Annotated in this window: 31 protein-coding genes; 16 read left to right on the top strand and 15 right to left on the bottom strand. The window is 69.5% G+C overall.

The genetic code is table 11. From position 1 onward, the window contains the following. Nucleotides 1-47 precede the first annotated feature (47 nt). Nucleotides 48-923 (top strand): hypothetical protein, encoded by an 876-nt coding sequence (locus AC2YHT_RS04370; RefSeq protein WP_487288363.1) that lies wholly within the window; start codon nucleotides 48-50, stop codon nucleotides 921-923. A gap of 27 nt (nucleotides 924-950) precedes the next feature. On the opposite strand, the gene AC2YHT_RS04365 is transcribed toward AC2YHT_RS04370, so the two are convergent. From AC2YHT_RS04365 to AC2YHT_RS04355, 3 genes are all read right to left on the bottom strand, one after another. Next, a complete protein-coding gene (locus AC2YHT_RS04365; RefSeq protein ID WP_487288361.1) occupies nucleotides 951-1,250 on the bottom strand; it encodes a winged helix-turn-helix domain-containing protein in 300 nt (99 codons plus the stop codon). Nucleotides 1,251-1,252: 2 nt separating this feature from the next. Continuing rightward, entirely contained in the window at nucleotides 1,253-1,828 is a 576-nt protein-coding gene (locus AC2YHT_RS04360; RefSeq protein WP_487288359.1) for a hypothetical protein, read from the bottom strand. Nucleotides 1,829-1,914: 86 nt separating this feature from the next. Beyond that, nucleotides 1,915-2,541: a LysE/ArgO family amino acid transporter gene (locus AC2YHT_RS04355; protein ID WP_487288358.1), complete on the bottom strand. Its 627-nt coding sequence runs from the start codon at nucleotides 2,539-2,541 to the stop codon at nucleotides 1,915-1,917. A 68-nt stretch (nucleotides 2,542-2,609) separates the two neighbouring features. Here AC2YHT_RS04355 and AC2YHT_RS04350 point away from each other — a divergent pair, with 68 nt between their 5' ends. Beyond that, nucleotides 2,610-3,515 (top strand): LysR family transcriptional regulator ArgP, encoded by a 906-nt coding sequence (locus AC2YHT_RS04350; RefSeq protein ID WP_487288357.1) that lies wholly within the window; start codon nucleotides 2,610-2,612, stop codon nucleotides 3,513-3,515. A gap of 173 nt (nucleotides 3,516-3,688) precedes the next feature. Here AC2YHT_RS04350 and AC2YHT_RS04345 read toward each other — a convergent pair whose 3' ends face one another. Together AC2YHT_RS04345 and AC2YHT_RS04340 are read right to left on the bottom strand one after the other, a co-directional pair. Further along, nucleotides 3,689-4,945, bottom strand: coding sequence for a DNA polymerase IV (locus tag AC2YHT_RS04345; protein ID WP_487288356.1), 1,257 nt, complete (start codon nucleotides 4,943-4,945; stop codon nucleotides 3,689-3,691). A 10-nt stretch (nucleotides 4,946-4,955) separates the two neighbouring features. Beyond that, nucleotides 4,956-5,612 carry a hypothetical protein gene (locus AC2YHT_RS04340; protein ID WP_487288355.1) on the bottom strand — a complete coding sequence of 219 codons (657 nt, stop codon included), beginning with the start codon at nucleotides 5,610-5,612 and terminating at the stop codon, nucleotides 4,956-4,958. A 122-nt stretch (nucleotides 5,613-5,734) separates the two neighbouring features. Here AC2YHT_RS04340 and divK point away from each other — a divergent pair, with 122 nt between their 5' ends. Then, on the top strand, nucleotides 5,735-6,103 hold the full coding sequence (divK, locus tag AC2YHT_RS04335; RefSeq protein ID WP_487288354.1) for a cell-cycle response regulator DivK: 369 nt from the start codon (nucleotides 5,735-5,737) through the stop codon (nucleotides 6,101-6,103). Between the two features lie 6 nt (nucleotides 6,104-6,109). Further along, the gene (locus AC2YHT_RS04330; protein WP_487288353.1) at nucleotides 6,110-7,477 is read left to right on the top strand and encodes a PleD family two-component system response regulator; all 1,368 of its coding nucleotides are present in this window, start codon (nucleotides 6,110-6,112) and stop codon (nucleotides 7,475-7,477) included. Between the two features lie 27 nt (nucleotides 7,478-7,504). Here the strand turns inward: AC2YHT_RS04330 and AC2YHT_RS04325 are convergent, their stop codons facing one another. The 4 genes from AC2YHT_RS04325 to AC2YHT_RS04310 form a co-directional block, all read right to left on the bottom strand. Further along, nucleotides 7,505-8,266 carry a glutaminyl-peptide cyclotransferase gene (locus AC2YHT_RS04325; RefSeq protein WP_487288352.1) on the bottom strand — a complete coding sequence of 254 codons (762 nt, stop codon included), beginning with the start codon at nucleotides 8,264-8,266 and terminating at the stop codon, nucleotides 7,505-7,507. 138 nt (nucleotides 8,267-8,404) lie between these two features. Then, complete coding sequence (gene rpmG / locus AC2YHT_RS04320) at nucleotides 8,405-8,572, bottom strand: 50S ribosomal protein L33 (RefSeq protein ID WP_004620056.1); 168 nt, start codon at nucleotides 8,570-8,572, stop codon at nucleotides 8,405-8,407. Nucleotides 8,573-8,653: 81 nt separating this feature from the next. Next, nucleotides 8,654-9,094 carry a DUF6265 family protein gene (locus tag AC2YHT_RS04315; protein WP_487288350.1) on the bottom strand — a complete coding sequence of 147 codons (441 nt, stop codon included), beginning with the start codon at nucleotides 9,092-9,094 and terminating at the stop codon, nucleotides 8,654-8,656. A 2-nt stretch (nucleotides 9,095-9,096) separates the two neighbouring features. After that, nucleotides 9,097-9,816 carry an NUDIX hydrolase gene (locus AC2YHT_RS04310; protein ID WP_487288349.1) on the bottom strand — a complete coding sequence of 240 codons (720 nt, stop codon included), beginning with the start codon at nucleotides 9,814-9,816 and terminating at the stop codon, nucleotides 9,097-9,099. Nucleotides 9,817-9,979: 163 nt separating this feature from the next. On the opposite strand from AC2YHT_RS04310, the gene AC2YHT_RS04305 reads away from it, so the two are divergent. Together AC2YHT_RS04305 and AC2YHT_RS04300 are read left to right on the top strand one after the other, a co-directional pair. Further along, a complete protein-coding gene (locus tag AC2YHT_RS04305; RefSeq protein WP_487288430.1) occupies nucleotides 9,980-11,236 on the top strand; it encodes an amidohydrolase in 1,257 nt (418 codons plus the stop codon). A gap of 169 nt (nucleotides 11,237-11,405) precedes the next feature. Then, nucleotides 11,406-12,317, top strand: a complete 912-nt coding sequence (locus AC2YHT_RS04300; RefSeq protein WP_487288348.1) for an Hsp33 family molecular chaperone — start codon at nucleotides 11,406-11,408, stop codon at nucleotides 12,315-12,317. Between the two features lie 119 nt (nucleotides 12,318-12,436). On the opposite strand, the gene AC2YHT_RS04295 is transcribed toward AC2YHT_RS04300, so the two are convergent. From AC2YHT_RS04295 to metZ, 4 genes are all read right to left on the bottom strand, one after another. Continuing rightward, a complete protein-coding gene (locus tag AC2YHT_RS04295; RefSeq protein WP_110119967.1) occupies nucleotides 12,437-12,712 on the bottom strand; it encodes a hypothetical protein in 276 nt (91 codons plus the stop codon). A 100-nt stretch (nucleotides 12,713-12,812) separates the two neighbouring features. Beyond that, nucleotides 12,813-13,160, bottom strand: coding sequence for a hypothetical protein (locus AC2YHT_RS04290; protein ID WP_487288346.1), 348 nt, complete (start codon nucleotides 13,158-13,160; stop codon nucleotides 12,813-12,815). 74 nt (nucleotides 13,161-13,234) lie between these two features. Further along, nucleotides 13,235-13,699: a Co2+/Mg2+ efflux protein ApaG gene (gene apaG / locus AC2YHT_RS04285; RefSeq protein WP_487288345.1), complete on the bottom strand. Its 465-nt coding sequence runs from the start codon at nucleotides 13,697-13,699 to the stop codon at nucleotides 13,235-13,237. Beyond that, on the bottom strand, nucleotides 13,680-14,864 hold the full coding sequence (metZ, locus tag AC2YHT_RS04280) for an O-succinylhomoserine sulfhydrylase (protein ID WP_487288343.1): 1,185 nt from the start codon (nucleotides 14,862-14,864) through the stop codon (nucleotides 13,680-13,682). Before metZ ends, apaG begins: the two co-directional genes overlap by 20 nt. A gap of 207 nt (nucleotides 14,865-15,071) precedes the next feature. Here metZ and AC2YHT_RS04275 point away from each other — a divergent pair, with 207 nt between their 5' ends. From AC2YHT_RS04275 to AC2YHT_RS04230, 10 genes are all read left to right on the top strand, one after another. Beyond that, the gene (locus tag AC2YHT_RS04275; RefSeq protein WP_487288342.1) at nucleotides 15,072-16,373 is read left to right on the top strand and encodes a nucleotide disphospho-sugar-binding domain-containing protein; all 1,302 of its coding nucleotides are present in this window, start codon (nucleotides 15,072-15,074) and stop codon (nucleotides 16,371-16,373) included. Nucleotides 16,374-16,447: 74 nt separating this feature from the next. Then, nucleotides 16,448-17,476 carry a 2'-deoxycytidine 5'-triphosphate deaminase gene (locus AC2YHT_RS04270; protein WP_110119971.1) on the top strand — a complete coding sequence of 343 codons (1,029 nt, stop codon included), beginning with the start codon at nucleotides 16,448-16,450 and terminating at the stop codon, nucleotides 17,474-17,476. A 74-nt stretch (nucleotides 17,477-17,550) separates the two neighbouring features. Further along, on the top strand, nucleotides 17,551-18,435 hold the full coding sequence (locus AC2YHT_RS04265) for a TraB/GumN family protein (RefSeq protein WP_487288341.1): 885 nt from the start codon (nucleotides 17,551-17,553) through the stop codon (nucleotides 18,433-18,435). 27 nt (nucleotides 18,436-18,462) lie between these two features. Beyond that, nucleotides 18,463-19,356: a kinase gene (locus tag AC2YHT_RS04260; RefSeq protein ID WP_487288340.1), complete on the top strand. Its 894-nt coding sequence runs from the start codon at nucleotides 18,463-18,465 to the stop codon at nucleotides 19,354-19,356. A 160-nt stretch (nucleotides 19,357-19,516) separates the two neighbouring features. After that, nucleotides 19,517-19,783, top strand: coding sequence for a hypothetical protein (locus AC2YHT_RS04255; RefSeq protein ID WP_487288339.1), 267 nt, complete (start codon nucleotides 19,517-19,519; stop codon nucleotides 19,781-19,783). Between the two features lie 82 nt (nucleotides 19,784-19,865). Then, entirely contained in the window at nucleotides 19,866-20,315 is a 450-nt protein-coding gene (locus AC2YHT_RS04250) for a hypothetical protein (RefSeq protein WP_487288338.1), read from the top strand. A gap of 12 nt (nucleotides 20,316-20,327) precedes the next feature. After that, nucleotides 20,328-20,918, top strand: coding sequence for a hypothetical protein (locus AC2YHT_RS04245; RefSeq protein WP_487288336.1), 591 nt, complete (start codon nucleotides 20,328-20,330; stop codon nucleotides 20,916-20,918). A 7-nt stretch (nucleotides 20,919-20,925) separates the two neighbouring features. Further along, nucleotides 20,926-21,120, top strand: a complete 195-nt coding sequence (locus AC2YHT_RS04240; RefSeq protein WP_110119977.1) for a helix-turn-helix transcriptional regulator — start codon at nucleotides 20,926-20,928, stop codon at nucleotides 21,118-21,120. 1 nt (nucleotide 21,121) lies between these two features. Beyond that, the gene (locus tag AC2YHT_RS04235; protein WP_487288335.1) at nucleotides 21,122-21,793 is read left to right on the top strand and encodes a hypothetical protein; all 672 of its coding nucleotides are present in this window, start codon (nucleotides 21,122-21,124) and stop codon (nucleotides 21,791-21,793) included. A 52-nt stretch (nucleotides 21,794-21,845) separates the two neighbouring features. Next, on the top strand, nucleotides 21,846-22,736 hold the full coding sequence (locus tag AC2YHT_RS04230; RefSeq protein WP_487288334.1) for a TraB/GumN family protein: 891 nt from the start codon (nucleotides 21,846-21,848) through the stop codon (nucleotides 22,734-22,736). A 7-nt stretch (nucleotides 22,737-22,743) separates the two neighbouring features. Here the strand turns inward: AC2YHT_RS04230 and AC2YHT_RS04225 are convergent, their stop codons facing one another. Beyond that, on the bottom strand, nucleotides 22,744-23,250 hold the full coding sequence (locus tag AC2YHT_RS04225; RefSeq protein WP_487288332.1) for a hypothetical protein: 507 nt from the start codon (nucleotides 23,248-23,250) through the stop codon (nucleotides 22,744-22,746). Nucleotides 23,251-23,318: 68 nt separating this feature from the next. Beyond that, nucleotides 23,319-23,906 (bottom strand): HD domain-containing protein, encoded by a 588-nt coding sequence (locus tag AC2YHT_RS04220; RefSeq protein ID WP_110119981.1) that lies wholly within the window; start codon nucleotides 23,904-23,906, stop codon nucleotides 23,319-23,321. Nucleotides 23,907-24,035: the final 129 nt, after the last annotated feature.

The following is a 24,035-nucleotide window of genomic DNA, read 5'->3' as shown; positions in this document are numbered from 1 at the left end:
TCAATTGAAGTGCGACGCTCTCCCATCATGCGAGTTGGGAGGCTGAATTGAAGCTCTGGTTGATCGGCGCCGCTCTGGCTGCGGTTTGCGTCGCGGGCGCCGCCGAGGCGGGCATCCCCACGCCCATCAAGATGCAGTGCGCCGTGGGCGGCGAGAGCTTCACCCACGTCGGCACGGCCTCCTACAGCACCTGGGGCCGACGGCCGGACGGCAAGCCCTATGGCAGCTGGGAGTTTCCGATGCCGGTCCCGGTGTGCCCGGGCAACGGCCTGGTCATGTACCGCGACTTCTCCAAGTCGGAGATCAAGCAACTGGAGACCCTGGTCGCCTCGGACGACTACAAGCGCCTGGTTCGCACGGACACCAGCTACTATCGGGCCGCCTGGCTGGAGGCGGCCCTGAAAGGCGAGGGCGATCCGCTGTGGCTGCTGCTGCAGGCCAGTTGGCAGGCCGACCGTCAGCCGGAGCTCAAGGCCCGCTATCAACGTGAATTCGCCGAGCGGGCCGAGGCCGAGCCGGTCAAGTCCGAGGACCAGGGCTGGGTGGGCCTGCTGGGGCAGGCGGCCAACAGCCGGCGGGAGCTGGGTCAGTTCGACGCCGCCAAGGCCGATCTCGCCCGGCTGGAGATCGACAAGCGGCTGGCCGCCCTGCCGGCCGCCCCGGCCGACGGCGCCCAGGAGTCCGAGGAGGTCGCCAACCGGCGCGGTCTGCTGGGCTTCCTCGTCCGGTTGCGGGCCGTGATCGATCGCGGGGACGCCTCGTCCGAACCGATCGACATGATCCCGCCGATGGCGGCGGCCAACCAGTGTCTGGACCTCGAGGCCAAGGGCCAGAGTCACGAGGTCTGCAAGGCCGAGCGGGTCGCCAGGCAGATGGAGTTCATGCGCAAGGCTCGCGCCGAGCGGGGCGCGGCCGGCTCCTGACGGAGGGGCCGCGCCTAGGGGCGGGGATCAGTCCAGAACGCCCTCGACCAGTTCGCGCAGATAGGCGACGTGGCCGCGAAAGGCCTTGGATCCGGTCGGCGTCACCTTCACGCGGGTACGCGGGCGCTTGCCGACGTGGTCCTTGAGGATCTCGACATAGCCGGCCTTTTCCAGGGCCGTCAGGTGGCTGCCGAGGTTGCCGTCGGTGGCCTCGGTGATGGTCTTCAGCCGCGAGAACTCCAGCGGCTCGCCCTGCCGCTCGGCATAGAGGGCGGCCATGATCTTCAGGCGCAGGGGCTGGTGGATCAGGTCGTCTGCTTGCGCCATGGTCAGGCCCTCGCCAGCCAGACGCCGCTGACGAACAGCGCCGCGCTGGCGCTGGCCATCCAGAAGGCCAGGTATTCCTTGAAGGCGTAGAAGCCGATCAGGGTCAGGGCGAACATCACCGCGCCGATCAGCAGGTAGCGGCGGGCCAGGAACACCCCGACCGCGGCGTAGATCGTGCCGACTAGCAGGCCGGGGAAGGCGAGATAGCCGGCCGGATCGGTCGGCCTCAGCACCGAGAACACCGCCAGCACGAAGAGCATCACCACGCCCATGCCGCCCAGCATGCGCAGGCTGGTGACGTCGGCTCTGCCGCCCTTGCCGCCCACGCCCGCCTGGCCCTTGAGGCGCTGGGCCAGGAGCACGCTGCCGATGGCGCCGATCGCGTCCAGCCCGAACCAGGTCCAGCTCCAGAACGTGGGCGGCAGCAGGCCCATGTTCAGGTAGCCCAGGGCCCAGATCACGCTCCACAGCATCAGGATTGGCCCGCCGATGCGATAGCCCTTGAGCATGCCGCTGCGGCGGGTGGTCGTGTCTATCTCGGCCAGCGCGGCGGCGGCCTCGTCCTTGGTCAGCACCATCACATCCTCCATAGGGGCGCATGGCCCTCTGTGGTGCAGAGTGATGTCGATTAGTTACTCTGTCAAGCAGAGTTCTCTGAAGGTGGTCAGGCGGCCGCCGCGCCGACCAGCAGGCTGGCCGCCAGGGCCAGCATCACCACGCCGATGCAGAGATCGAGCACGCGCCAGGCCGCGGGCCGCGCGAACAGCGGCGTCAGGAAGCGGGCGCCGAAGCCCAGTCCCGAGAACCACGCCAGGCTGGCCAGGGCCGCGCCGGCCATGAACAGCGGCCGCTCGCCCGCCGGCAGGCTGGCCCCCACCGCGCCCATCAGCATGACGGTGTCGATGTAGACGTGAGGGTTCAGGAAGGTGAAGGCCGCCGTCCCGGCCAGGGCGGCGCCTAGCGTCAGACCCGCCTGGTCGGCGACCACCAGGGCGGCCGGGCTGGCGGCGCGGCGCAGGGCGCTCACCCCGTACCAGGCCAGGAACGCCGCCCCGCCCAGGCTGAGGATCAGAGACAGCGCGGGAACCAGGGCCAGCACTTGGCCAAGGCCGCTGACCCCGGCGACGATCAGGCTGGCGTCGGCCAGGGCGCAGAACAGCACGATCGGGAGCACGTGCTCGCGCTTCAGCCCCTGGCGCAGCACGAACATGTTCTGGGCCCCGATGGCGACGATCAGGCCGGCGGAGAGGGCGAAGCCCTTGATGAAGGCGGGGAGGAGGGCGCTGGTCATGGCGGCTTGATGCCGGCCGGCGTCGCTGTAGTCTAACTAAGGATGCTAAATCGAATTTAGGTTGGCTAATGTTGGACTATGCTTCCCTGGCCGCCCTGGCGGCGGTGGCCCGCGAGGGCGCCTTCGACAAGGCCGCGATGGCGCTGGGCGTCACCCCCTCGGCGGTCTCGCAACGGGTGAAGGGGCTGGAGGAGCGCCTGGGCGCGGTGCTGCTGACGCGCGGCCAGCCCTGCCGGCCGACGGCGGTCGGGGCCAGGCTGTGCGCCCATGTCGAGCAGGTGCGCCTGCTGGAAAGCGACCTCGTCGCCGACCTGCCGCGCCTGGCCGCGCCCGACGCCGGCCCGGCCGTGCTGCGGATCGCCGTCAACGCCGACAGCGTCAGCACTTGGTTTCCCCAGGCCGCCGCCCGGTTCGCGGCGCAGACCGGGGCCATGCTCGATCTGGTCATGGACGACGAGGCCCACACCGCCGAGCGCCTGCGCGACGGCCAGGTGCTGGCGGCCGTCACCGCCGACCCCGCGCCGGTCCAGGGCTGCCGCACCTATCCGCTGGGCGCGATCGACTATGTCGCCACCGCCAGCCCCGACTTCGTCGCCCGGTTCTTCGCGAGCGGGGTGAACGGCGAGAGCCTGGGCGCGGCCCCGATGCTGCGCTTCGACCGCCGCGATGGCCTGCAGGCCCGCTGGGCGCAGGAGGCGCTGGGCGTGAAGCCCGCCGGCCCTGTCCACTTCACCCCGGCCACCCAAGGCATGCTGGACATGAACCTGGCCGGCCTGGGCTGGGCGATGACGCCGCGTGTTCTCGCCAAGCCGCATCTGGAGGCCGGGCGACTGGTGGAGCTTCCGCCCAAACGTTCCATCGCCGTCGCGCTGTACTGGCAGCGCACGCGGCTTTCGGCGCGACTGCTCGACCAGCTGACCCTGGCGGTGCGGACGACGGCGGGAGAGGCGCTGGCGGTTCCTGAGGCGGGGTAACCGTTACGAATTTGAGCTGATTTTTCTCCGTGCATCCCCGCGAAGGCGGGGATCCAAGCCGAGGCTGCGGAGGATCCACGGCCTCGCCTCGTCCTGAACGTCAGCTTGGATCCCCGCCTTCGCGGGGAAAGACGGATTGGAGGGGCACGGTCAGTGGATGAATGTCGTTCCGCCTAGCGGTTCTTCAGCGCCCGGCCGGTGACGACGGCGCCCAGGCCGAACTTGCCGCGCAGGGCGTCGATGGCGGTCTCGCTCTTCAGCGCCCGGCGCTCGTCGCCGGCGAAGAAGTCGTCGGCCGCCCCGGCGGCGGGGACGAACTCGGTCAGGCCCGCCCCGATCAGGCGATAGGAGCGGCCGGCCGGCTCGGCGGCCAAGAGCTCGCGCGCCACCTGGAACAGGGTCTGGGCCGTCTGGGTGGGGACGGGCAGGGTGCGGCGGCGGGTGTGGATCTTGAAGTCGGGGGTGCGCAGCTTCAGCGTCGCCACACGCCCGGCCACGTCCTCGCGGCGCGCCTGGCGGGCCACCTTCTCGCACAGGGGCCAGAGCTGGTCCTCCAGCTCCTCGCGGCGAAAGAGGTCGTCGTTGAAGGTGGTTTCGGCGCTGATCGTCTTGCGCACGCTGTCGGGATCGACGGCCCGGGCGTCCTCGCCGTGGGCCAGGCGGTGCAGCCGCAGCCCGCCCGCGCCCAACTCCTTGGCCAGCATCTTGAGGTCCGCATTGGCGATGTCGCCGACCGTGGGCAGGCCAAGGCCGGCCAGAGTGGTCACCGTGGCCGGGCCCACGCCCGGCAGGATCGACACCGGCTTGGACGCCAGGAACGTCACCGCCTCGGCCGCGCCGATCGCCGAGAAGCCGCGCGGCTTGTCCAGCTCCGAGGCGATCTTGGCCAGGAACTTGTTGGGGGCCAGGCCCACCGAGACGGTCAGGTTCTGCTCGGCCTCGATCTCCTTCTGCACCTTGGCCAGCATCACCGCCGGCGGCGCGCCGTGCAGGCGCTCGGTGCCGGAAAGGTCGATCCAGGCCTCGTCCAGCGACAGCGGCTGGACCAGCGGCGTCAGGTTCGACAGCCGCGCCATGATCAGCGCGCTCTCGTGCTTGTACTTGGCGAAGTTGGGCTTCACCACGACGGCGTCGGGGCACAGCTGTAGCGCCTTGTACATCGGCATGGCCGAGCGCGCCCCGCTCATCCGGGCGATGTAGCAGGCCGTGGTCACGACCCCGCGCTTGCCGCCGCCGACGATCACCGGCTTGTCGCGCAGCGACGGATCGTCGCGCTTCTCCACCGAGGCGTAGAAGGCGTCGCAGTCGAGGTGTGCCATGGACAGCTGGCCGAGCTCCTCGTGGAAGACCGTGCGCGGCGAGCCGCACGACGGGCAGCGCGGCGCCTTGCGCTCGCCGGTCCACAGGCAATCGCGGCAAAGAGCTTTCATCTGGGGGCTTTCATCGGCCTTCGAGCGCCAGCGCCTCGCGGATGGCGATCTTCAGGTCGGGCCACAGGTCGATGCGGGCGTGGCGGTCGGGAGCGCTGGGGGCCAGCGGGCGCAGGCGCTTGTCGGCCACCATCTGGAAGCGGCCGACCGAGGGGGCGCTTGTGGCCACCGATTCGAGTTGCGGTAGCAGGTCGTCGATGAACACCGCCGGGGCCTCGACCCGTCCGGCCAATTGCGCGGCCGACGGACCCTTGGGACCCGAATTGATCACCAGCGGATAGTCGAAGCCGTGGGTCTTCAGCCACTTGGCGCGGGTCTGGCGGCCGTGCTCGGGGGCGTTGGTCAGGATCACCACATTGGCGTCCAGCGACAGGTCGGCCAGGGCGTCGGCCGCGCCCTCGGCGGGCTCCAGGTCCTCGCCGCCGTCGCGGAAGAAGTCGTCGAACAGGGCCCGGCCGGCGATCAGGTCCAGGTGTTCGGTCTCGCCGGGGCGATAGATGTTCTGGAACAGGGCGAAGCGATCGACGCGCAGCTCGAAGCCGTGCCGGCCGATGAACGCGCCGAAGCCGGCCATGAACTGGGCCAGCACCTCGTCGACATCCACGATGACGAGCGGACGGTGCGTATCGAGCGTGCAGGCCTTAAGGTCTAGGGAGCAGGGGTCCATGTTCTGCAATCGGGCGTTGGAAACGCGATTAGCGCGGGCTTAAGGATATTCGTGCGATCTGAGGATGAAGAAGCGGCGCGAATCCCTCACGTGTCGCCACGGACCGTATGGTCGGGGTCAGGATGACGAAGAAGGTCCTCATCGTCGAGGATAACGAGCTGAACATGAAGCTCTTTCATGATCTGCTCGAAGCCCAGGGCTATGAGACCCTGCAGACCCGTGAGGGCCTGCAGGCGTTGTCGATCGCCCGTGAGCATCGCCCCAATTTGATCCTCATGGACATCCAGTTGCCCGAGATTTCGGGCCTGGAAGTGACCAAGTGGCTCAAGGAGGACGACGATCTGTCACATATCCCAGTCGTCGCCGTTACGGCATTTGCGATGAAGGGCGACGAGGAACGGATTCGCGAGGGCGGCTGCGAGGCTTACATCTCGAAGCCCATCTCGGTGACGCACTTCCTCGAAACCATTCGCCGACTGCTGGAGAGGTAACAGGCCGTGAGCGCGCGAATCCTCGTCGTCGACGACATCGAGGCCAATGTGCGCCTGCTCGAGGCCAAGCTTTCGGCCGAGTATTATCAGGTCTCCTGCGCCTATGACGGCCCGACCGCGCTTGTAAAGGCGGCCGAGGAACTGCCCGACATCATCCTGCTCGACGTGATGATGCCCGGCATGGACGGCTTCACCGTCTGCCGCAGGCTCAAGGAAGATCCCGCCACTCGCCACATCCCGGTGGTGCTGGTCACGGCCCTCGACGGCCGCGCCGACCGCATCCAGGGCCTGGAGGCCGGCGCCGCCGACTTTCTGACCAAGCCCATCGACGACGTCATGCTGTTCGCCCGCGTGCGCAGCTCGACCCGCCTGAAGATGGTCATCGACGAACTGCGCCAGCGCGAGGCCTCGGGCCGCCGCATCGGCGTGATCGCCGGCGCCGCCACCCGCCTCGACGGCATCGGCGGCCGGGTCCTGATCGTCGACGACAACGAACGCCAGGCCCAGCGCGTGGCCGCCGAACTGGCGGTCGAGCACCGCCCGGTGGTCGAGACCGATCCGGCCAAGGCCGAGGTCAGCGCCAGCGGCCCCGTCGACCTGGTCATCGTCAACGCCGCCGCGCGCGGCTTCGACGGCCTGCGCTTCGCCGCCACCCTGCGCTCGAGCGAGCGCACCCGGCACCTGCCGATCCTGGCCGTCGTCGATCCCGACGACCGTCCGCGGATGGTCAAGGCGCTGGACCTGGGCGTCAACGACGTGCTGCCGCGCCCGATCGACCCGCAGGAACTGGCGGCCCGCGCCCGCACCCAGGTGCGCCTCAAGCGCTACACCGACTATCTGCGCAACAATCTCGACCACTCGCTGGAGCTGGCCGTCACCGATCCGCTGACCGGCCTGCACAACCGTCGCTACATGACCGGCCAGCTGTCGGCCCTGGTCAACCGCGCCACCATGGGCGGCGACCCGGTGTCGGCGCTGATGATCGACATCGACTACTTCAAGAAGATCAACGACGGCTTCGGCCACGACGTCGGCGACGAGGTGCTGCGCGAGTTCGCCCTGCGCCTGGCCTCGAACGTCCGCGCCATCGACCTGCCTTGCCGCTTCGGCGGCGAGGAGTTCACGGTGATCATGCCCGACACCCAGCTGGTCGACGCCGTGCGCATCGCCGAGCGGATTCGCATGCACGTGGCCGGCTCGCCGTTCCGCGTGGCCGGCGGCCAGGAACTGCTGACGGTGACCATCTCGGTCGGCGTCTCGGCCACCAGCGGCGCGGGCGACACCCCCGAAGCCCTGCTCAAGCGCGCCGACAGCGGCGTTTACGAGGCCAAGGCCTCGGGTCGCAACGCGGTGGTCGGCAAGGCGGCAGCCTAAATCCCCTCTCCGAGATGAGAAGCGGGCCTACTTCGCGATCTTGATCTCGTACAGCCACGGCCAGAACTTTCCGGTCACGAAGATCCGGTCGCCCTTGGCGTCGTAGGCGATGCCGTTGAGCACGTCGGCATGGGCGGCTTCCTGCGGCGTCAGCAGGCCTGACATGTCGAGGCGCCCGATCACGTTGCCGGTCTTGGGATCGATGCGGATGATCTGGTCGGTCTGCCAGAGATTGGCCCAGACCTCGCCCTTGATGAATTCCAGTTCGTTGATCTGGTCGACCGGCTGGCCGAACTCGGTGACCTTGATCCGGCCGGTCTCCTTCAGGGTCTCCGGATCCAGGAACCGCAGCTCGCTCGTGCCGTCGCTCATGATGATGCGGCGATCGTCCCGGGTCAGGGCCCAGCCTTCGCCGGTGTAGGTGAAGGTCGATTTCACGGCGAAGGTCGCGCGGTCGCGCACGAAGCCGACGCCGTCCTTCCAGGTCAGCTGCACCAGCTTGTCGCCCCAGTCGACGATGCCTTCGCCGAAATACTTGGGGTCCATGTCGGCCTGCTGCTGGACCGCGCCGGTCTCCAGCGACACTCGGCGCACCCAGGAGCGGCCTTCCAGGCCCGTGCTCTCGTAGAGTTGGCCGTCACGGAACAGCAGGCCCTCGGTGAAGGCCTGGCGGTCGTGCGGGTAGGTGCGGACGATCTCGTAGCCCTGGGTGTGCGGGACCGGCTCCGGCGCCGAGCAGGCGGGCACGGCGGCGAGGATCGAGAAGGCTAGGGCGAGGCGAACGATCACGCGGGGGAATCCTATGCCAGGGCAGGCGCCCACTGCGTCACTAGCCGAGTTGAGCCGGAAAAACAAAAACGCCAAAAACAAAAACGCCCGACGTTGCCGCCGGGCGTTTTCGAAATTCGTCGGTGCGACGAGGCGATCTTACTTGATCTTGCCTTCGCGGAATTCGACGTGCTTGCGCACGACCGGGTCGTACTTCTTCAGCACCATCTTCTCGGTCTTGGTGCGGGCGTTCTTCTTGGTGACGTAGAAGAAGCCGGTGTCCGCCGTCGAGTTCAGGCGGATCTTGATCGAAGCCGGTTTGGCCATGGTCGAATCCCTGCGGTAATCGCGCAGGTCCCCGCGCGGTCGAAATGAGAGGCGCGGAACATACTCATGAACGGGGCAAAGTCAATTGCCGGCTGCGCATCGCTTGTAAGGGAAATCCACCGACCGCGCCTTGCCGTCGATTTCCCCCTCGATCCGGCCCACAAGCCCGTCCGCGCCTTGGCTGCGATAGATCACCCGCTGCGGAAAGTCGTGGGCGAGGTTTTCGAACACCAGCTCGCCGGGGCCGGCGCTCTTCAACGGAAAGACGCCTTCGGCCTGGCCCGAGGGCAGGGCGACGAAGGTGAGTCGTCCGTCGGCCTCCTGGATTCGGGTGAACTCCCAGCCGCGCGCCTTGCCGTCGCGCACCGTGCGGCTCATGCCCAGCATCATCCCGCCGCCGGGCGCGAGCCACTGCTCCTCGACGACGCCGTTGGGCAGCGTCTGCTTCCAGCAGCCGGCCAGGAAGGCGGCCTGGTCGATCGGGGCGGTGACGGTCTGCAGGGCGAGGAGGAGGGCGAGCATGGTCAGAGTTCCGTCATCACCGCATTGCCGCGCAGGAAGCGCATGAACGGCGCCGGGCGGCCGGGGTCCTTCATTTGCTGGGCGGTCTCGCGCAGCACCATGCGGGTGATGCTGGGCAGATCAAGGTCGCGGGTCTCGTCGAAGCTGACCCAGGCGATCTCGTCCAGCTCGCCGCAGTCGGGCTGACGCTCCAGGCTCAAGAGGGCGCTGGCCGGGGCCATGAAGAAGCGGGCGTCGAAGCGGCGGGGGCGATAGGGCGGGGTGATCGCGCGGGCCACGAAGCTCAGCGGCGCCAGGTCGGGCAGGGCGCCCTGGGCCAGGAACGGCCGCCAGGCGCCGGCCCCGGGACGCGGCGGCGCGGCCTTGGCCAGCAGCAGGCCGGTCTCCTCGAAGGTTTCGCGCACCGCCGCCAGCGCCAGGGCGCGGGCCAGGCGGGCGGGGGAGGCGTGCCTGGGATGCTTGGCCAGGCGCTCGGCGACCTCCGCAGAAAGCTCGCTGGCCGAGGGCGCGTCGAAGTCGCCGCGATCGACCCGGCCGCCCGGAAACACCCATTTGCTGGCCATGAAGGCGTGGCCGCGATTGCGCCGGCCCATCAGCACGCGCGGCGCGGGGCCGTCGTCGCGCACCACGATCACGGTGGCGGCGTGGCGGGGGCGGATGACGCCGGAACTCGGATCCAGCGCCTCGCCGTCATCCTTGGAGTCGAATGCGGGCTCGGTCATGGACGAAGCTTAGTCTCCGTGACGCTTCTGCAAAGCCGTTCCTTAGGGAAAGCATGGCCGGCCTTGACCCGGCGGCGGGAACCGCCAAGCTCGCCCGCAAAGTCTTCTCTAGGAGTCGGGTATGGGCGTGCGCACGACGGTTTCGGTTCTGGCCCTGGCGATCATGGCGGCAAGCCCCGCTCTCGCGGCCCCCTCCAACGCCAAGGTCGAGGCGGCGGCCAAGGCGGCCCAGCCCCAGGTCGTGGCCTGGCGGCGCGACGTCCACGAGCACCCCGAACTGGGCAACCAGGAGGTTCGCACCGCCGCCCTGGTGGCCAAGGAACTGAAGGCTCTGGGCCTGGAGGTGCGCGAAGGCGTCGGCAAGACCGGCGTGGTCGGGATCCTGAAGGGCGGCAAGCCCGGCAAGGTCGTGGCCCTGCGCGCCGACATGGACGCCCTGCCGGTGCTGGAAAAGACCGGCCTGCCGTTCGCCTCCAAGGCCACCGCCACCTGGGAAGGCAAGACCGTTCCCGTCATGCACGCCTGCGGCCACGACACCCACGTCGCCATGCTGCTGGGCGCGGCCACGGTGCTGGCCGGCATGAAGGCCGACATCGCCGGCACGGTCGTCTTCATCTTCCAGCCGGCTGAGGAAGGTCCCCAGGCCGGCGACGAGGGCGGCGCCAAGCTGATGATCGCTGACGGCGCGCTCGACAATCCCAAGGTCGACGCCATCTTCGGCGTCCATATCGGCCCCGGCGACGCCCACGCCCTGAACTATCGCCCCGAAGGCTTCTACGCCGGCGCCGACCGCCTCACCATCACCGTCAAGGGCAAGCAGACCCACGGCGCGCGCCCCTGGGCCGGCATCGACATGGCCAGCGTCTCGGCCGACATCATCCAGGCCCTGAACCAGATCGCCGCCCGCCAGATCGACGTCGGCTCCTCGCCCACGGTGCTGACCATCGCCACGATCAACATGGGCGTGCGCAACAACATCATCCCCGAGGACCTGGTGATGAGCGGCACCCTGCGCACCTTCACGCCCGAGCGTAAGGCCGAGGTGATCGCCAAGACCCAGAAGGCCGTGGCCGCCATCGGCGACCGCTATGGCGCGAAAGCCGAGGCGGTGTTCACCCAGCCCTATCCGGTCACCTGGAACGACGCGGCGCTGTCGAAGTGGGTCAAGGGTCCGCTGGAGAAGGCTTCGCCGGGCAAGGTCGACGACCAGGCCGCCCTGGTCACCGGGGCCGAGGACTTCTCCCTCTACGGCCAGAAGGTCCCGGCCGTGTTCGTCCAGCTGGGCGGCCGCAAGGCCGACGTCCCCGCCGCCGGCGCCCCGGCCAACCACTCGCCCTATTTCGACATCGACGAGGCGGTGCTGGAGACCGGCGTGAAGGCCGAGGTGTTCATGGCCCTGGATTACCTGGCGAAGAAGTAGCGCCTCCGGCGACCCCCTCAGTCGCTCCGCGACAGCTCCCCCAGAGGGGGAGCATCCTGGAGCCGGCGCTAATAGATCCTCCCCCTCTGGGGGAGGTGGCCCGGAGGGCCGGAGGGGGTTTTGCGGCGCCCCCTCGCATTTTTTGGGAAAGCGCCTATCTAACCGCCCCATGAGCGACGCCGCCCCCCAGATCACCGTTCCCGACGACCTCGTTTCCGCCTTCCAGATCGAAGGCTTGCCCGTGCGCGGCCGCGTCGTGCGGCTGGGCGAGGCGGTCAACGAAGTGCTGACCCGTCACGCCTATCCCGAGCCGGTGGCCAACCTGCTGGGCGAGGCCTGCGCGCTGGCCGCCCTGGTCGGCTCCAGCCTGAAGTTCGAGGGCCGGCTGATCGTCCAGGCCCAGGGCGACGGCCCGGTGCGCTACGTCGTCGTCGACTACGACACCACCGGCGGCCTGCGCGGCTACTGCCGGTTCGACGAGGCCGAGGTGGCGGCCGTCTCGGAAGGCTTCGTGCGTCCGGGCGCCAAGACCCTGCTGGGCGGGGGCGTGTTCATCATGACCCTCGACCAGGGCCCCGACATGGAGCGCTACCAGGGCGTCACGGCCATCGAAGGCGAGAGCCTGGCCCTGTGCGCCGAGCAGTACTTCATGCAGTCCGAGCAGATCCCGACCCGCGTGCGCCTGGCCGTCGGCCAGGTGGACACCGGCGAAGGCCCGACCTGGCGCGCCGGCGGCGTGCTGATCCAGACCATCGCCGGCGACGAGACGCGCGGCGAGACCAAGGAGGCCTGGAACCACGCCCAGGCGCTGTTCGAGACCACGGGCGAGGACGAACTGGTCGACCCGACCGTGCCGACCACCACCCTGCTGTGGCGCCTGTTCAACGAGGATGGCGTGCGCCTGATCGAGGAAAAGCCGCTGCGCGCCTTCTGCCGCTGCTCGGAAGAGCGGATCGGCGTGGTGCTGCAGTCCTTCTCGCCCGAGGAGAAGGCCGAGATGATCGAGCCGGACGGCAAGATCCACGTGACCTGCGAATACTGCTCGCGGGTCTACGCGCTGGAACCGAACGGCGAGGCTTAAGCCCCCTCCGGCCCTCCGGGCCACCTCCCCCAGAGGGGGAGGATCTAGGAGCGCCGCACCAAGAAGATGCTCCCCCTCTGGGGGAGCTGTCGCGGAGCGACTGAGGGGGCCTTCGCCCCCTAAGCCCGCCCGATCACGTATTCATGCGTCAGGTCGAGATCCAGCCGCACCGAGCCGGCCGGCGGTTCGCACGCGTCCAGATGCGGCGGCTCGCCCAGCACCAGATAGGCCTGGGCGTTGGGCTCGAGGTTGTTGAAGCTGATCTTCGACGAGCCGCCCGGCGGGATCGTGCGCGCCAGGCTGACCGGCCTGGTCGCGGCCTTGGAAAACACCACGACCGTCGAATTCTGGGTGTCGTCGCTTCGGTTGATGAGGGTCAGCTCGTAGTCGGCCACGCCGCAACCTCCCTGTGTTTCGCGGTCTGACGCCGCAAAAGGAAGTAAACGCGTAACGCCGTTACTTGGCAACGGCGCAGGTTGCGGCGCGGCCGACCGCTTATTCGTAGCTGACCAGGAAGGCCCGGTTGGGCTGCTGGATCACCGTGGCGGTGGTTTCGCTCTTGCCGTTGAAGTCGACCTCGATCGGGGCGCTGGCCACCGAGCTGTGGTCGATCTCCTCGCCGGCGTCATAGGCGATGTCGTTGACATAGAAGTGCGGCGCCGGCTCGCCGTCTTCGGGCGTGTAGTTGACGACGTCGAAGCCGCCATTGGTCACGTGCTGGAGGGTGGCCCAGGCGTTGGTGTAGACGCCCGGCCCGGCCGTCGCGGGCTGCTGGGCGAAGATCGTGTAGCTCTGCGGCGCTACGGAATGGTTCTCGACGCGGATCGTGTAGGTGGTCGCCATGGTCTTCCCCCTGTGGCTGAGACAGGGGGATTCAATAGCTCAAAGTTGCAGGCTGGGAAGGGGCGCGCGCGAGTTTAGTTCGCGCGGCGCGCGGCGCCCGGCAGATGCAGCGAGAACTCGGGGATCTCGGCGGTGAACGCCTCGCCAGCCTCGGTGACCATCTGGTAGCGGCCGACCATCGTGCCCGACGGCGTCGGCAGCGGGCAGTTGGACACGTAGCGGAAGGCCTCGCGCGGCCGCAGTTCCGGCTGCTCGCCGACCACGCCCGAACCCTCGACCTCGTTGCTGCGGTTCATGGCGTCGGTGACCTTCCACCAGCGCGCCACCAGATGCACGGTCTCGACGCCGTGGTTCTCGATCTCGACGGTGTAGGCCCACAGATAGAGGCCCTGCTCGGGCGAGGATTCCTCGGGCAGGTAGCAGGGCGCGACCCGCACGACGATGTCGCGCGTGCGGGCCTCATAGATGCCGGTGTCGGCGCCGCGACGCCGACGGATCCGCTTCAGGGGCGGACTGGACTCACGCCTGGTCGAGCGCACGGATCACGTCCCGGGTCAGGTCGTCGAGGCTTTCCAGGCCCACCGACAGGCGCACGCCGCCCTCGGTCACGCCCAGCAGCGGGCGCATCTCCTCGGGCACCGAGCGGTGCGTGGTGGTCGGCGGGTGGGTGGCCATCGACTTGGCGTCGCCCAGATTGTTGGAGATGTCGATGATCTCCAGCGCGTTCAGGAACTTGAAGGCCGCCTCGCGCGAGCCGAGGTCCAGCGCGATCACCGTGCCGCCGCCGCTCATCTGGCTCTTGGCGACGTTGTGGCCGGGGTGGTCGGGGCGGAAGGGATAGAGCACCTGCGTCACCTTCTTGTGCTCGGCCATGGTGTTGGCCAGGGCGAAGGCGCTGTCGGTCTGGCGGCGCACGCGCAGGTCCAGGGTCTCCAGACCCTTGAGCATCACCCAGGCGTTGAACGGCGACAGCGACGGGCCGGTGTGGCGCATGCTGTCGCGGTAGAATTCCTCGTTGATCGCCTCGGTGGTCAGGATCGCCCCGCCCAGCACCCGGCCCTGGCCGTCGATGTGCTTGGTGGCCGAATAGACGACGACGTCGGCGCCCAGTTCCAGCGGCTGCTGGAAGATCGGGGTGGCGAAGACGTTGTCGACGATGACCTTGGCGCCGACGGCGTGGGCCAGTTCCGACACCGCGCGGATGTCGGTGATCGCCAGCACCGGGTTCGACGGCGTCTCGATCAGCACGGCCTTGGTGTTGGGGCGGATGGCCGCTTCCCAGGCCTTGGGATCGGTGGCGTCGACGAAGGTGGTCTCCACCCCGAAGCGCGGCAGCCATTCTGCGATCAGCCAGCGGCACGAGCCGAACAGGGCGTTACCGGCCACCACGTGATCGCCGGCCCGCACCAGGCCCATCAGCGAGGAGTGCACGGCGGCCATGCCGGTGGCCGTGGCGCGGCAGACCTCGGCGCCTTCCAGCAGGGCCAGGCGGTCCTCGAACATCTTCACGGTCGGATTGTTGAACCGCGAATAAACGAAGCCCGGGTCCTCGCCCGAGAAGCGGCGGTCGGCGCCCTCGGCGCTGTCATAGGTGAAGCCCTGCGTCAGATAGAGCGCCTCGGCGGTCTCCATGAACGGCGAGCGCGCCAGACCCCCGCGGATCAGCTTGGTGGCGACGTCCCAGTTCTTCGGATCTTCGGACACGCGATACTCCCGATGACGAAAAGGCCCGCGCCTGCCGCTTCGGCGGACGCAATCGCGGTGGGTATAGGCGATCTTTCACCGCTTCGTCACGGTCCGAGCGCGCCAGGCGAGCGAGAGGATGGTCTGGGTCGCCTGACGGGCGTCGCAAGCCTTGCCTTGGCGCGCCGTTGCGGTTCCCATCCCGTCGGGCGGTAAAAGGGGGCGAGAATGGCGGCCGGACGAAGGATCGTGCTGGCGACCACGGGTTCGCTCGGCGATCTGCATCCCTTCCTGGCCCTCGCCCTGGCCCTGCGGCGCCTGGGCCATGTTCCCGTGCTGGCGACCCACGAGGACCACCGGGCCAAGGTCGAGGCCGAGGGCCTGGAGTTTCGCCCGCTGCGGCCCAGCACCGAGGAGATCCAGGCGCGGCTGGGCCTCGATATCGCCGACGTGTTCGAGCGGATGTCGCGCGATCCCGACTTTCTGCTGCGCGACCTGCAGATGCCGTTCCTGTCGCAGACCTACGAGGACGTCCGCGCCGCGGCCCAGGACGCGGACATGGTCGTGACCCACAACATCGTCTTTGGCGCGCCGCTGGCGGCCCGGACGTTGGGCCTGCCCCTGGTCCGCGTCGCCCTGGCGCCGATCTTCCTGCAGTCGGCGACCGATCCGTCCGAGACCGGGCCGGCGCCCTACGTGTTCTCGCCGCGCTCGGCCGCGGCGGTCGGCTGGAACGGGTTGGTCCGGGCGCTCGTGCGCGGCCGGATATCCTCGTCCCTGAAGCCCCTGCGCCGCCTGGGCCGGACGCTCGGCGTCGCCCATGCCGGCGCCGACGCCCTGTTCGACTGCGGCCATGGCGACGGCGCGCCCATGCTCGGCCTCTATTCGCCGCGCTTCGGTCCGGTCCAGCCCGACCATCCCGCCGGCCTGACCCTCGTCGGCTTCCCCGCCTACGACAGCGAGGCGGGCGGGACGCAGGCGCTGGATCCGGCGCTGGCGGCCTTCTTCGACGCCGGTCCGGCCCCGATCGTGTTCTCGCTGGGCAGCTTCGCGGTTCACGCGCCGGGCGACTTCTATCGCGCCAGCCTCGAAGCGGCGCGCGGCCTGGGACGACGGGCGCTGCTGCTGGCCGGGGCGGAGGAGGCGCAGCGCCTTCAGGGCGAGCGGGGAGGGGACGTGTTCGTGGCCGCCTACGCCCCCCATTCCCAGGTCTTCCCGAGGGCGGCGGCGATCGTCCATCACGGCGGGATCGGCACGACGGCCCAGGCCCTGCGGTCAGGCAGACCGCAGCTGGTGACGCCGTTCCTGGGCGACCAGCACGACAACGCCCGACGGGTGAAGCGCCTGGGCGTGGGGCGCAGGCTCCGGCCCGACCGCTACGAGGGCGGCGGCGCGACCGAAGCTCTGCGGACCTTGCTGGGTGATCCCGCCTATGCGACCGCCGCCGAGGCCCTGGCGCCGGTGTTTCGAGCCGAGGACGGCGCCGGGGCGGGCGCTCTCTATCTAGACGGGCTGCTCGAGCGGGCCTGACGGCGCCCAGATTCTCGCGGCGGCTCCCATAGCGCCCTTGCCTCGCGGCACCGCTTTGGGGGAGTGTGCCGCCGATGACCGACGCCCATTTCGCGGGGATTCTGCCCTGCCAGACCATCGAGGACCTGATCGCCCAGGAGGCGATCACCTCGCAGACGCCGTTCGACCGTGACCAGGTTCAGCCGGCCAGCCTCGACCTGCGCCTGGGCGTGCGCTGCTGGCGGGTGCGGGCCTCGTTCCTGCCGGGCGTCGCGCGCCGCGTGCCCGAGCGTCTCAAGGACGTGGCCATGCACGAGCTGGACCTGTCGAAGGGCGCGGTGCTGGAGAAGGGCTGCGTCTACATCGCCGAGATCCAGGAGCGCCTGGCTTTGCCGGCCAATGTCGCCGCGCGCGGCAATCCGAAGAGCTCGACCGGCCGGGTGGACGTCTTCGTGCGCCTGCTCAGCGACCGCTCCAAGGCTTTCGACGACATCGAGGCCGGCTATGAGGGGCCGCTCTATATCGAGATCGCGCCGCAGACCTTTTCGGTGCTGGTCCGCGCCGGCACGCGCCTGAACCAGCTGCGCCTCAAGCGCGGCGAGCCGGCCAAGCTGGCCATCCGCAGCGTCGGCGTCGACCTGACCCCGGGCGAGACCGGCATCGTCGGCTTCCGCGGCCGCCGCCACGCCGGCGTCGTCGATCTCGACCACGAGGACGGCCACGACCCGCGCGACTTCTGGGAGCCGCTGGAGACCCGCCACGGCGAGCTGCTGCTCGATCCGGGCGAGTTCTACATTCTCGCGTCCAAGGACGACGTCGAGATCCCGGTCATGGAAGCGGCCGAGATGACCCCGATCGACCCCTCGGTCGGCGAGTTCCGCGTCCACTACGCCGGCTTCTTCGATCCGGGCTTCGGCACGGAAGAGGCCGGGGCCGTCGGCTCCAAGGGCGTGCTCGAGGTGCGCAGCCACGAGACCCCGTTCCTGCTGGAAGACGGCCAGACCGTCGCCCGGCTGGTCTATGAGCCGCTCACCGCCCGTCCGGCCCGCCTCTATGGCGAGGGCGGTTCGCACTATCAGCGGCAGGGGCTGAAGCTTTCGAAGCACTTCAAGCCGTGGCGTTAGGCCGCGGCGCTCTGCGCTCGCGCGGTTAACCCCCTTCGCTCTAGGCTGAGACCGTATTCCTGTCGGGGGAAGCGATGGTTTCAGCGTGGGTGAAGGGCGTACGACGCCTGCTGGCGGTCATGACGGCCGTGGCGGGGCTGTCTGGCGTCGCCCATGCCGCCCCGGCCATGTGGGAAGTCAGCGACGGCGACTCCCGCATCTATCTGTTCGGCTCGATGCACGTGCTGTCGCCCGACCTCCGCTGGCGCACCCCGGCCTTCGATCGCGCCTACGCCCAGGCCGGCAAGCTGTGGTTCGAGACCCGGGGCGACGCCGACCCCGCCGCGGTGAAGGCCCTGGTCGACCGCTACGGCGTCGATGTGGACCGCTCCCTGACCGAAAAACTGCCGCCGCGCACCGTCGCCAGCCTGCGCGCGGCGCTGGACCAGCGCGGCGCCAGCCTCGACCGTGTCGATCACCTGCGGCCCTGGGCGGCGGCGATGATGCTGTCGGTGCTGCCGATGACGCAGGCCGGCGGTTCGGTGGCCAGCGGCGCTGACGCGGCCGTCACCCGCCAGGCTGTCCGCGCCGAAAAGCCCGTCCTGGCCTTCGAAAGCTTCGAGCAGCAGCTGCGCCTGTTCGCCGATCTGCCCGAGGCCGTCGAGGTGCAGTATCTCGACGACGTCGCCGCCGAGCAGAACGCGCCGCCGCGCCGGGGCGTCGACTTGCAGAAGGCCTGGCTGAAGGGCGATGTCGATCGGCTGGGCGCGATCCTGGTCGCCGGCATGCGCCGCGACCGGCCCGAGCTCTACGAAGCCCTGCTCAGGCGCCGCAACCTGGCCTGGGCCGAGGTTCTCGACCGCGAGATGGCCGGCTCCGGCGTCGAACTGGTCACGGTCGGGGCCCTGCACATGGCTGGCCCCGACGGCCTGCCGGCCCTGATGAAGGCGCGCGGCTATCGCGTGCGGCGGGTGCAGTAACCGCGCGAAGCGGTGCATGGTCAGGGCATGAGCGCGTCCGACCCGTCCTGGCTTTCCGATTTCATGCGCGACGAGCGGCTCGGTCCGGACTTCGTCGAAGCCTTCCACGCGCTGCACCGGCCTTTGGCCGAGCGTCTGGCCGCCGCGGCGTGGGCCCATGGCCGTCCGGGCTTCGTCGCCGGCCTGTCGGGACCGCAAGGGGCGGGCAAGTCTACCCTGGTCGCGGTAGTCGCCCGACTGCTGGAGGACGAGGGGCTGAAGGTCGCCACCCTGTCGCTGGACGACCTCTACCTGACCCGCGCCGAACGCCTGAAGCTGGCCGCCGAGGTCCATCCGCTGCTGGCGACGCGAGGGCCGCCGGGCACGCACGATGTGGCGCTGGGCCTCGCGACGCTCGACAGCCTGGCCGGGGAGGGGAGCACGACCCTGCCGCGCTTCGACAAGGCCGCCGACGACCGCGCGCCACGCGCGGCCTGGCCGGTGTTCGACGATCCCGCCGACGTCGTGCTGCTGGAAGGCTGGTGCCTGGGCGTGCGGCCGCAAGGTCCGGCGGCCCTGGCCGAGCCGGTCAACGCCCTGGAGCGCGACGAGGATCCTGACGGCGCCTGGCGCGGCTTCATCGACGCCGCCCTGGCCGGCGCCTATCGCGAGCTCTTCGGCCGGCTCGACTGGCTGGCCGTGCTGACCGCGCCCGACTTCGCCACCGTCCGGGCCTGGCGGCGCGAGCAGGAGGCGAAGCTGCAGGCGCGGCTCTCCGCAGAGGGCAGGCGAGGGGGCCTCGATCCGGCGGCCCTGGAGCGCTTCCTCGACCACTATGAGCGGCTGACGGCCTGGTGCGCCGCTGACCTGCCAGGGAGGGCCGACATGCACGTTCGTCTGGATGCGAACCGACGGCCGCTTACCCCGCCGCGAGTCGCCTAAAAGGCAAGTCGGGCGACCTGCTCAAGCTGTCGCGCGACACGGCGTCGCACTACATGTGGTGTCGGTCACGTTGGCGGTTATCAAGTGATAGTGTCCGGTTGTTGCGATTACACGCAGATTCGGTTTCGAATCCGCACGCGTCGACAGGAGCCATCGCGTCATGAACCGCCTCTTTTCCGGCCCGTTCTCGACCCACAGCCAGCGCGTCTCCGCCTGGGAGCGGGCCGAGCGCATCCCCGGTTGCGACAAGGCCGTCTGGCGTTGCGACGCCGAGGGCCGGGTGATCCGCTGGGACGACTACGGCGACCGCTTCTCGCAGTATGGCTGGCTGCTGCACGCCGATCCCAGGGCCCACTGGCTGGCCAAGGCCCTGGGCGTCACCCCGCCGATGCCGCTCCACTGGCGCGGGGAGCGTAACGCGGCTTAAACGCGATTTTTGTACAGGGTCCTTGACACGACTCTGGATTGCGATGTCAATGTACCTTGTCATTTTGACGGGGATGCTTGGCATGTCGGGGCTCAGCAGAGCGAATAAACGCCTGATCGGCGTTGTCTTCGGAACGTTCGCGGTCGCCATTTTCGGCGGGATCATCGGCGGCGTGCTGATGGTGCTGGGCCGCAAGTCGCCTCTGGCCGCAAGCCTGTCGGAACTGGCCGTCGCCGGGGTCATGGCCGTGGTGATTGTCGTGACCCTGTGGCTCAGCGCCCGCTGGTGGCGCGCCGCCGACGAGATGGTGCGCGAGGCGCACAAATGGGCCTGGTACTGGGGCGGAAGCAGCGGCATCGGCGCCGGCGCGGTCCTGTTCGCCAACGTCGCCCTGTTTCCCGCCTCGTTCAACGCCTCGCTGGCCGACGCCGCGCCGTCCACGATCTTCATCGGCGGCGTGGGGCTGTGCTTCATGCTGCAGATCGCGGGCTACGTGCTGGCCTGGGCCGGCTGGTGGCTGGTGCGGCGCTGAAGGGGCGAGACGATGAACGCCTTCAAGAAAAAGAACCGTCCCGCCGAAGCCAAGCCCGCCGCCCTGGCCATCATCGCCGTCAGCGGGATCGGCGGCTCCATGGCCCTGCTCCTGAACGGCGACGGCGAATGGCCCAGCTATATCGGCGCGGTGGGCATGGTGCTCTCGGCCATCGCCTTCGGCGTGACCGCCGCCCGGTCCTATGGCGGCGACCCGGTGCGCCCGGCGCTGCGCGATTTCCTCATCGGCTTTCTGACGTCCATCAGCGCCTACGCCCTGCTACTGCTGGGCGCGATCAGGCTGGACGCGGCGGGATTGGCCCACGGCGCGCTGGGTTACGCCGCCCTGGCCCCGGCGCTGGCCCTGGTCGGCGCCTTCGTCAGCCTCGGGATCTACCTCCATCGCGAGACCGACGAACTGTTGCGGCGGGTGGCGGTCGAGAGCCTGCTGTGGGCCCTGGGCGGCGTGCTGACCCTGGCCACGGCCTGGGGGATCCTGGAGGGCTTCGGCCTGGCGCCGCATCTCCAGCTGTGGGTGGTCGCGCCGGTGTTCGCCGTGCTGTTCGGCCTCTCCCACGGCCTGGTCTCCTGGCGCTACCGCTGACGCCGACATGAAGAACCGCCTCAAGGTGCTGCGCGCCGAACGCGACTGGAGCCAGGCCGACCTGGCCCAGCGGCTCGACGTTTCGCGCCAGACCATCAACGCCCTGGAGACGGGCAAGTACGATCCCAGCCTGCCGCTGGCCTTCAGGATCGCCCGTCTCTTCGGCCAACCCATCGAAGCCATTTTCCAGGACGAGGCCTGACATGAGCGCCGAGCCGCAAGTTTCGAAAGTTTCGCCCCGCGCCCGCCGGGCGCTGACCCTGATGGTCGCCGGCCTGCCTGTCGGCTTCTTCGGCGGGCGCTGGCTGCTGGGCCTCAGGCGCGACGGACATTGGGGCGGGTTCGACCCGTCGGGCAGCGACATGCTGACCCTGATCCTGGCGGCGTTTCTGGTCTTCGCGGGACTGGTCACCGCCGGCCTCGCCGGCAGCCGCAAGGCGCTGGGCCGGCGGATCAACGGCGACGACGCCCGCGCCGCCACCCCCGCCCAGGCCCGGTTCTACGCCGGTCAGGGCCTGGTGCTGATCCTGGCCGGGGCGATGCTGGCCGCGCCGCCGCTGGCCGTGACCCTGTTCGACCCGCTGTCGCCGCTGCTGGCCTCGGCGGTGATGACCGGCCTGATCGCCCTGTTCCTGGTGCAGGCCGTCGGCAACATCAGCCAGTGGATGCGCAGCGACGAACTGCTGCGCCGGACGATGGCCGAGACGGCCGCCGTCTCGTTCATCCTGCTGCAGGGCCTGCTGTTCCTGTGGGCGGCGGGCGAGAAACTGGCCCTGCTGCCGGCCCTGACCCTGTGGGACGCCTTCAACGTCACCATGATCGGCTACCTGGCGATCTCCATGCTCGTCGCCTGGCGGCGAGGCTTCGTCGACTAGCCGCCGACCCGATCCTTTTTCCTTTCCGACAGACCTTCACTAGGGGAGCTGCATGTTTCATTCGTCCATCAAGACCCTGCGCCGCGCCGTCGTCGGCCTCGTCTCGGTCCTCGCCCTCGGGGCGGCGACGCCGTCCCTGGCCGATCCCGCCCTGTGGGTGATCAAGGACAAGGACTCGACGATCTACCTCTTCGGCACGGTCCACGTGCTGCGGCCGCAGACCCAGTGGCGCACGCCGAAGCTGGACGAGGCCCTGAAGACCTCGAGCGAACTGGTCACCGAGGTGGCCGGCGCCGACGACCCGGCCGTGATGCAGCCGCTGGTGATCCAGTACGGCATTGACCGCGCCACCCCGCTGTCGAAGAAGCTGTCGCCCGCCGACTGGGACAAGGCCAAGGGCTATGCGGCCGAGATGGGCCTGCCGCCCGCCGCGTTCGACAGCCTGCGCCCCTGGATGGCCTCGATCACCCTGGCGCTGGGCCCGATGCTGAAGGCCGGCTTCGACCCGAAGAAGGGCGTCGAGCAGGTGCTGACCGCCGAGGCCAAGGCCGCCGGCAAGTCCCTGGGCAGCCTGGAGACCCCCGAGCAGCAGATCCGCTTCTTCGCCGATCTGCCGATCAAGGACGAGGTCGACCTGCTGGAATCCACCCTCGACGAGGTCGACGAAGGCCCGGCCAAGCTCGACGCCCTGGTCACCGCCTGGGCCGCCGGCGACCAGAAGGCGCTGGAAGCCGAGTTCGTCACCGAGATGCGCGGCAAGTATCCGCCGCTCTACAAGAGCCTGATCGTCGCCCGCAACACCGCCTGGGCCGGCCAGCTCAAGACCAAGCTGGGCGGCAAGGGCGTCAGCTTCATCGCCGTCGGCGCCGGCCACCTGGTCGGTCCCGACAGCGTCCAGGCCGAACTGGCCAAGCTGGGGATCAAGGCCGAGCGGGTTCAGTAGGGCGCGCTCAGGCCTCGGCCGCCGGCGCCCCGCGCAACGGGACGGCCCGCTTCACGCCATGCTCGTCCAGCATGCGCGCGAACGGGTCCGCCTCGGGGATCGGCGCGCCGAGCGCCCTGGCGACGACGGTTCCTGCCTGGAACAGCAGGCCGGTCGGCACGGCTCTGACCGCATAGCCGGCCAGGGCTTCCTGGTGCTCGAAGGCGTTGATCTTCAGGACCCGCAGGTTGGGCTCGTAGAGCTTGGCGTAGCGGTCGGCGTTGATACGGGTCACGCCGAAGCCGACCCCGAAACAGACCAGCAGCAGCGGTATCTTGCCCGGCGGCGGATCGCTCGCCAGGCTGTGGGCGAGGAACGCGTCGCCGCCGACCTCGTAGGCCTTGCCCTCGAACAGCCTGCGGTCGCACCGTCCGCACTGCGCGGCGATGGCGGCGGCGTCGGCATGGAAGTTGTTGTGCGTTCCGCAGTGCGGACACGCGGTTCCATGGATCGCGGTCCCCTGGATGTCGACCATGTTCTCCCCCGCCAGATCGTCCGGCGCAGTCTAGGGGAGCGCGGGTCCGGAGCAACCTGGGCGGGTGCTCATTCCGGGCGCAGGTAGATCGACCGCTTGGGCGTGCTCATCACCCGCCGCAGCATGGGTTCGAACGCCTCCAGCGGCATCGTCTCATAGGCCGGATCGAAGGCCGGCTGGTCGTACTGGTGGCAGAACTTCGCCGTCCGCTCGAAGTGCGGATGGCCCCGGAACGCCTCGCGCATGTCGCGGTCCAGGCCCAGGTGATGGAAGAAGTAGTAGCCCTGGAAGATCGCGTGGTTGGCCACCATCCAGTGGTTGGCCTCCGACACGAAGGGCTGGACGATCGCCGCGGCGATGTCGGCGTGATTGCGCGGCCCCAGGATGTCGCCGATGTCGTGAAGCAGGGCGCAGACCACGTATTCCTCGTCCTCGCCGGCCAGGTGGGCGCGGGTGGCGGTCTGCAGGCTGTGCTCCAGCCGATCCACCGCGAAGCCGCCGCAGTCGCCCTGCAGGAGCTTCAGGTGCCCGATCAGCCGGTCGGGCAGCTCGCGCCCATAGTCGCCGGCCGCCCGGGCGATGATCCCCCAGTCCTCGGCCGTGCCCTCGGTCATGGCGTGAAACCGCGCCCGCGGATGCTCCTCGCCGTCGGCCATTGGCGTCCTCCTCCCGAACGTCTGTTTGACGCGGAGGCTGCGCCTGCGTGGGGCGGTCGTCAACTTCGGGGCGGGGAGGGGGGGGGCGGTGGCTGAGTGACGCGGCCTATTGGCGTCGCGTTCAATGTC

This window comes from Caulobacter sp. SRI_008 (genome assembly GCF_057586355.1).
Note: the sequence above shows the minus strand (reverse complement) of the source record. Positions and strands in the feature narration are given on the sequence as shown.

What these genes read in the sequence shown, in the direction of transcription:
- AC2YHT_RS04315 (WP_487288350.1), bottom strand. Translation starts at nt 9,094, where the DNA reads ATGCTCGCCCTCCTCCTCGCCCTGCAGACCGTCACCGCCCCGATCGAC.
- AC2YHT_RS04310 (WP_487288349.1), bottom strand. Translation starts at nt 9,816, where the DNA reads ATGACCGAGCCCGCATTCGACTCCAAGGATGACGGCGAGGCGCTGGAT.
- AC2YHT_RS04275 (WP_487288342.1), top strand. Translation starts at nt 15,072, where the DNA reads ATGGCGGCCGGACGAAGGATCGTGCTGGCGACCACGGGTTCGCTCGGC.
- AC2YHT_RS04360 (WP_487288359.1), bottom strand. Translation starts at nt 1,828, where the DNA reads ATGGTGCTGACCAAGGACGAGGCCGCCGCCGCGCTGGCCGAGATAGAC.
- AC2YHT_RS04265 (WP_487288341.1), top strand. Translation starts at nt 17,551, where the DNA reads ATGGTTTCAGCGTGGGTGAAGGGCGTACGACGCCTGCTGGCGGTCATG.
- AC2YHT_RS04255 (WP_487288339.1), top strand. Translation starts at nt 19,517, where the DNA reads ATGAACCGCCTCTTTTCCGGCCCGTTCTCGACCCACAGCCAGCGCGTC.
- AC2YHT_RS04365 (WP_487288361.1), bottom strand. Translation starts at nt 1,250, where the DNA reads ATGGCGCAAGCAGACGACCTGATCCACCAGCCCCTGCGCCTGAAGATC.
- AC2YHT_RS04355 (WP_487288358.1), bottom strand. Translation starts at nt 2,541, where the DNA reads ATGACCAGCGCCCTCCTCCCCGCCTTCATCAAGGGCTTCGCCCTCTCC.
- AC2YHT_RS04220 (WP_110119981.1), bottom strand. Translation starts at nt 23,906, where the DNA reads ATGGCCGACGGCGAGGAGCATCCGCGGGCGCGGTTTCACGCCATGACC.
- AC2YHT_RS04300 (WP_487288348.1), top strand. Translation starts at nt 11,406, where the DNA reads ATGAGCGACGCCGCCCCCCAGATCACCGTTCCCGACGACCTCGTTTCC.
- AC2YHT_RS04225 (WP_487288332.1), bottom strand. Translation starts at nt 23,250, where the DNA reads ATGGTCGACATCCAGGGGACCGCGATCCATGGAACCGCGTGTCCGCAC.
- AC2YHT_RS04340 (WP_487288355.1), bottom strand. Translation starts at nt 5,612, where the DNA reads ATGGACCCCTGCTCCCTAGACCTTAAGGCCTGCACGCTCGATACGCAC.
- rpmG (WP_004620056.1), bottom strand. Translation starts at nt 8,572, where the DNA reads ATGGCCAAACCGGCTTCGATCAAGATCCGCCTGAACTCGACGGCGGAC.
- AC2YHT_RS04290 (WP_487288346.1), bottom strand. Translation starts at nt 13,160, where the DNA reads ATGGCGACCACCTACACGATCCGCGTCGAGAACCATTCCGTAGCGCCG.
- AC2YHT_RS04270 (WP_110119971.1), top strand. Translation starts at nt 16,448, where the DNA reads ATGACCGACGCCCATTTCGCGGGGATTCTGCCCTGCCAGACCATCGAG.
- AC2YHT_RS04345 (WP_487288356.1), bottom strand. Translation starts at nt 4,945, where the DNA reads ATGAAAGCTCTTTGCCGCGATTGCCTGTGGACCGGCGAGCGCAAGGCG.
- AC2YHT_RS04235 (WP_487288335.1), top strand. Translation starts at nt 21,122, where the DNA reads ATGAGCGCCGAGCCGCAAGTTTCGAAAGTTTCGCCCCGCGCCCGCCGG.
- AC2YHT_RS04250 (WP_487288338.1), top strand. Translation starts at nt 19,866, where the DNA reads ATGTCGGGGCTCAGCAGAGCGAATAAACGCCTGATCGGCGTTGTCTTC.
- AC2YHT_RS04240 (WP_110119977.1), top strand. Translation starts at nt 20,926, where the DNA reads ATGAAGAACCGCCTCAAGGTGCTGCGCGCCGAACGCGACTGGAGCCAG.
- divK (WP_487288354.1), top strand. Translation starts at nt 5,735, where the DNA reads ATGACGAAGAAGGTCCTCATCGTCGAGGATAACGAGCTGAACATGAAG.
- AC2YHT_RS04305 (WP_487288430.1), top strand. Translation starts at nt 9,980, where the DNA reads ATGGCGGCAAGCCCCGCTCTCGCGGCCCCCTCCAACGCCAAGGTCGAG.
- AC2YHT_RS04230 (WP_487288334.1), top strand. Translation starts at nt 21,846, where the DNA reads ATGTTTCATTCGTCCATCAAGACCCTGCGCCGCGCCGTCGTCGGCCTC.
- AC2YHT_RS04350 (WP_487288357.1), top strand. Translation starts at nt 2,610, where the DNA reads ATGTTGGACTATGCTTCCCTGGCCGCCCTGGCGGCGGTGGCCCGCGAG.
- AC2YHT_RS04260 (WP_487288340.1), top strand. Translation starts at nt 18,463, where the DNA reads ATGAGCGCGTCCGACCCGTCCTGGCTTTCCGATTTCATGCGCGACGAG.
- AC2YHT_RS04245 (WP_487288336.1), top strand. Translation starts at nt 20,328, where the DNA reads ATGAACGCCTTCAAGAAAAAGAACCGTCCCGCCGAAGCCAAGCCCGCC.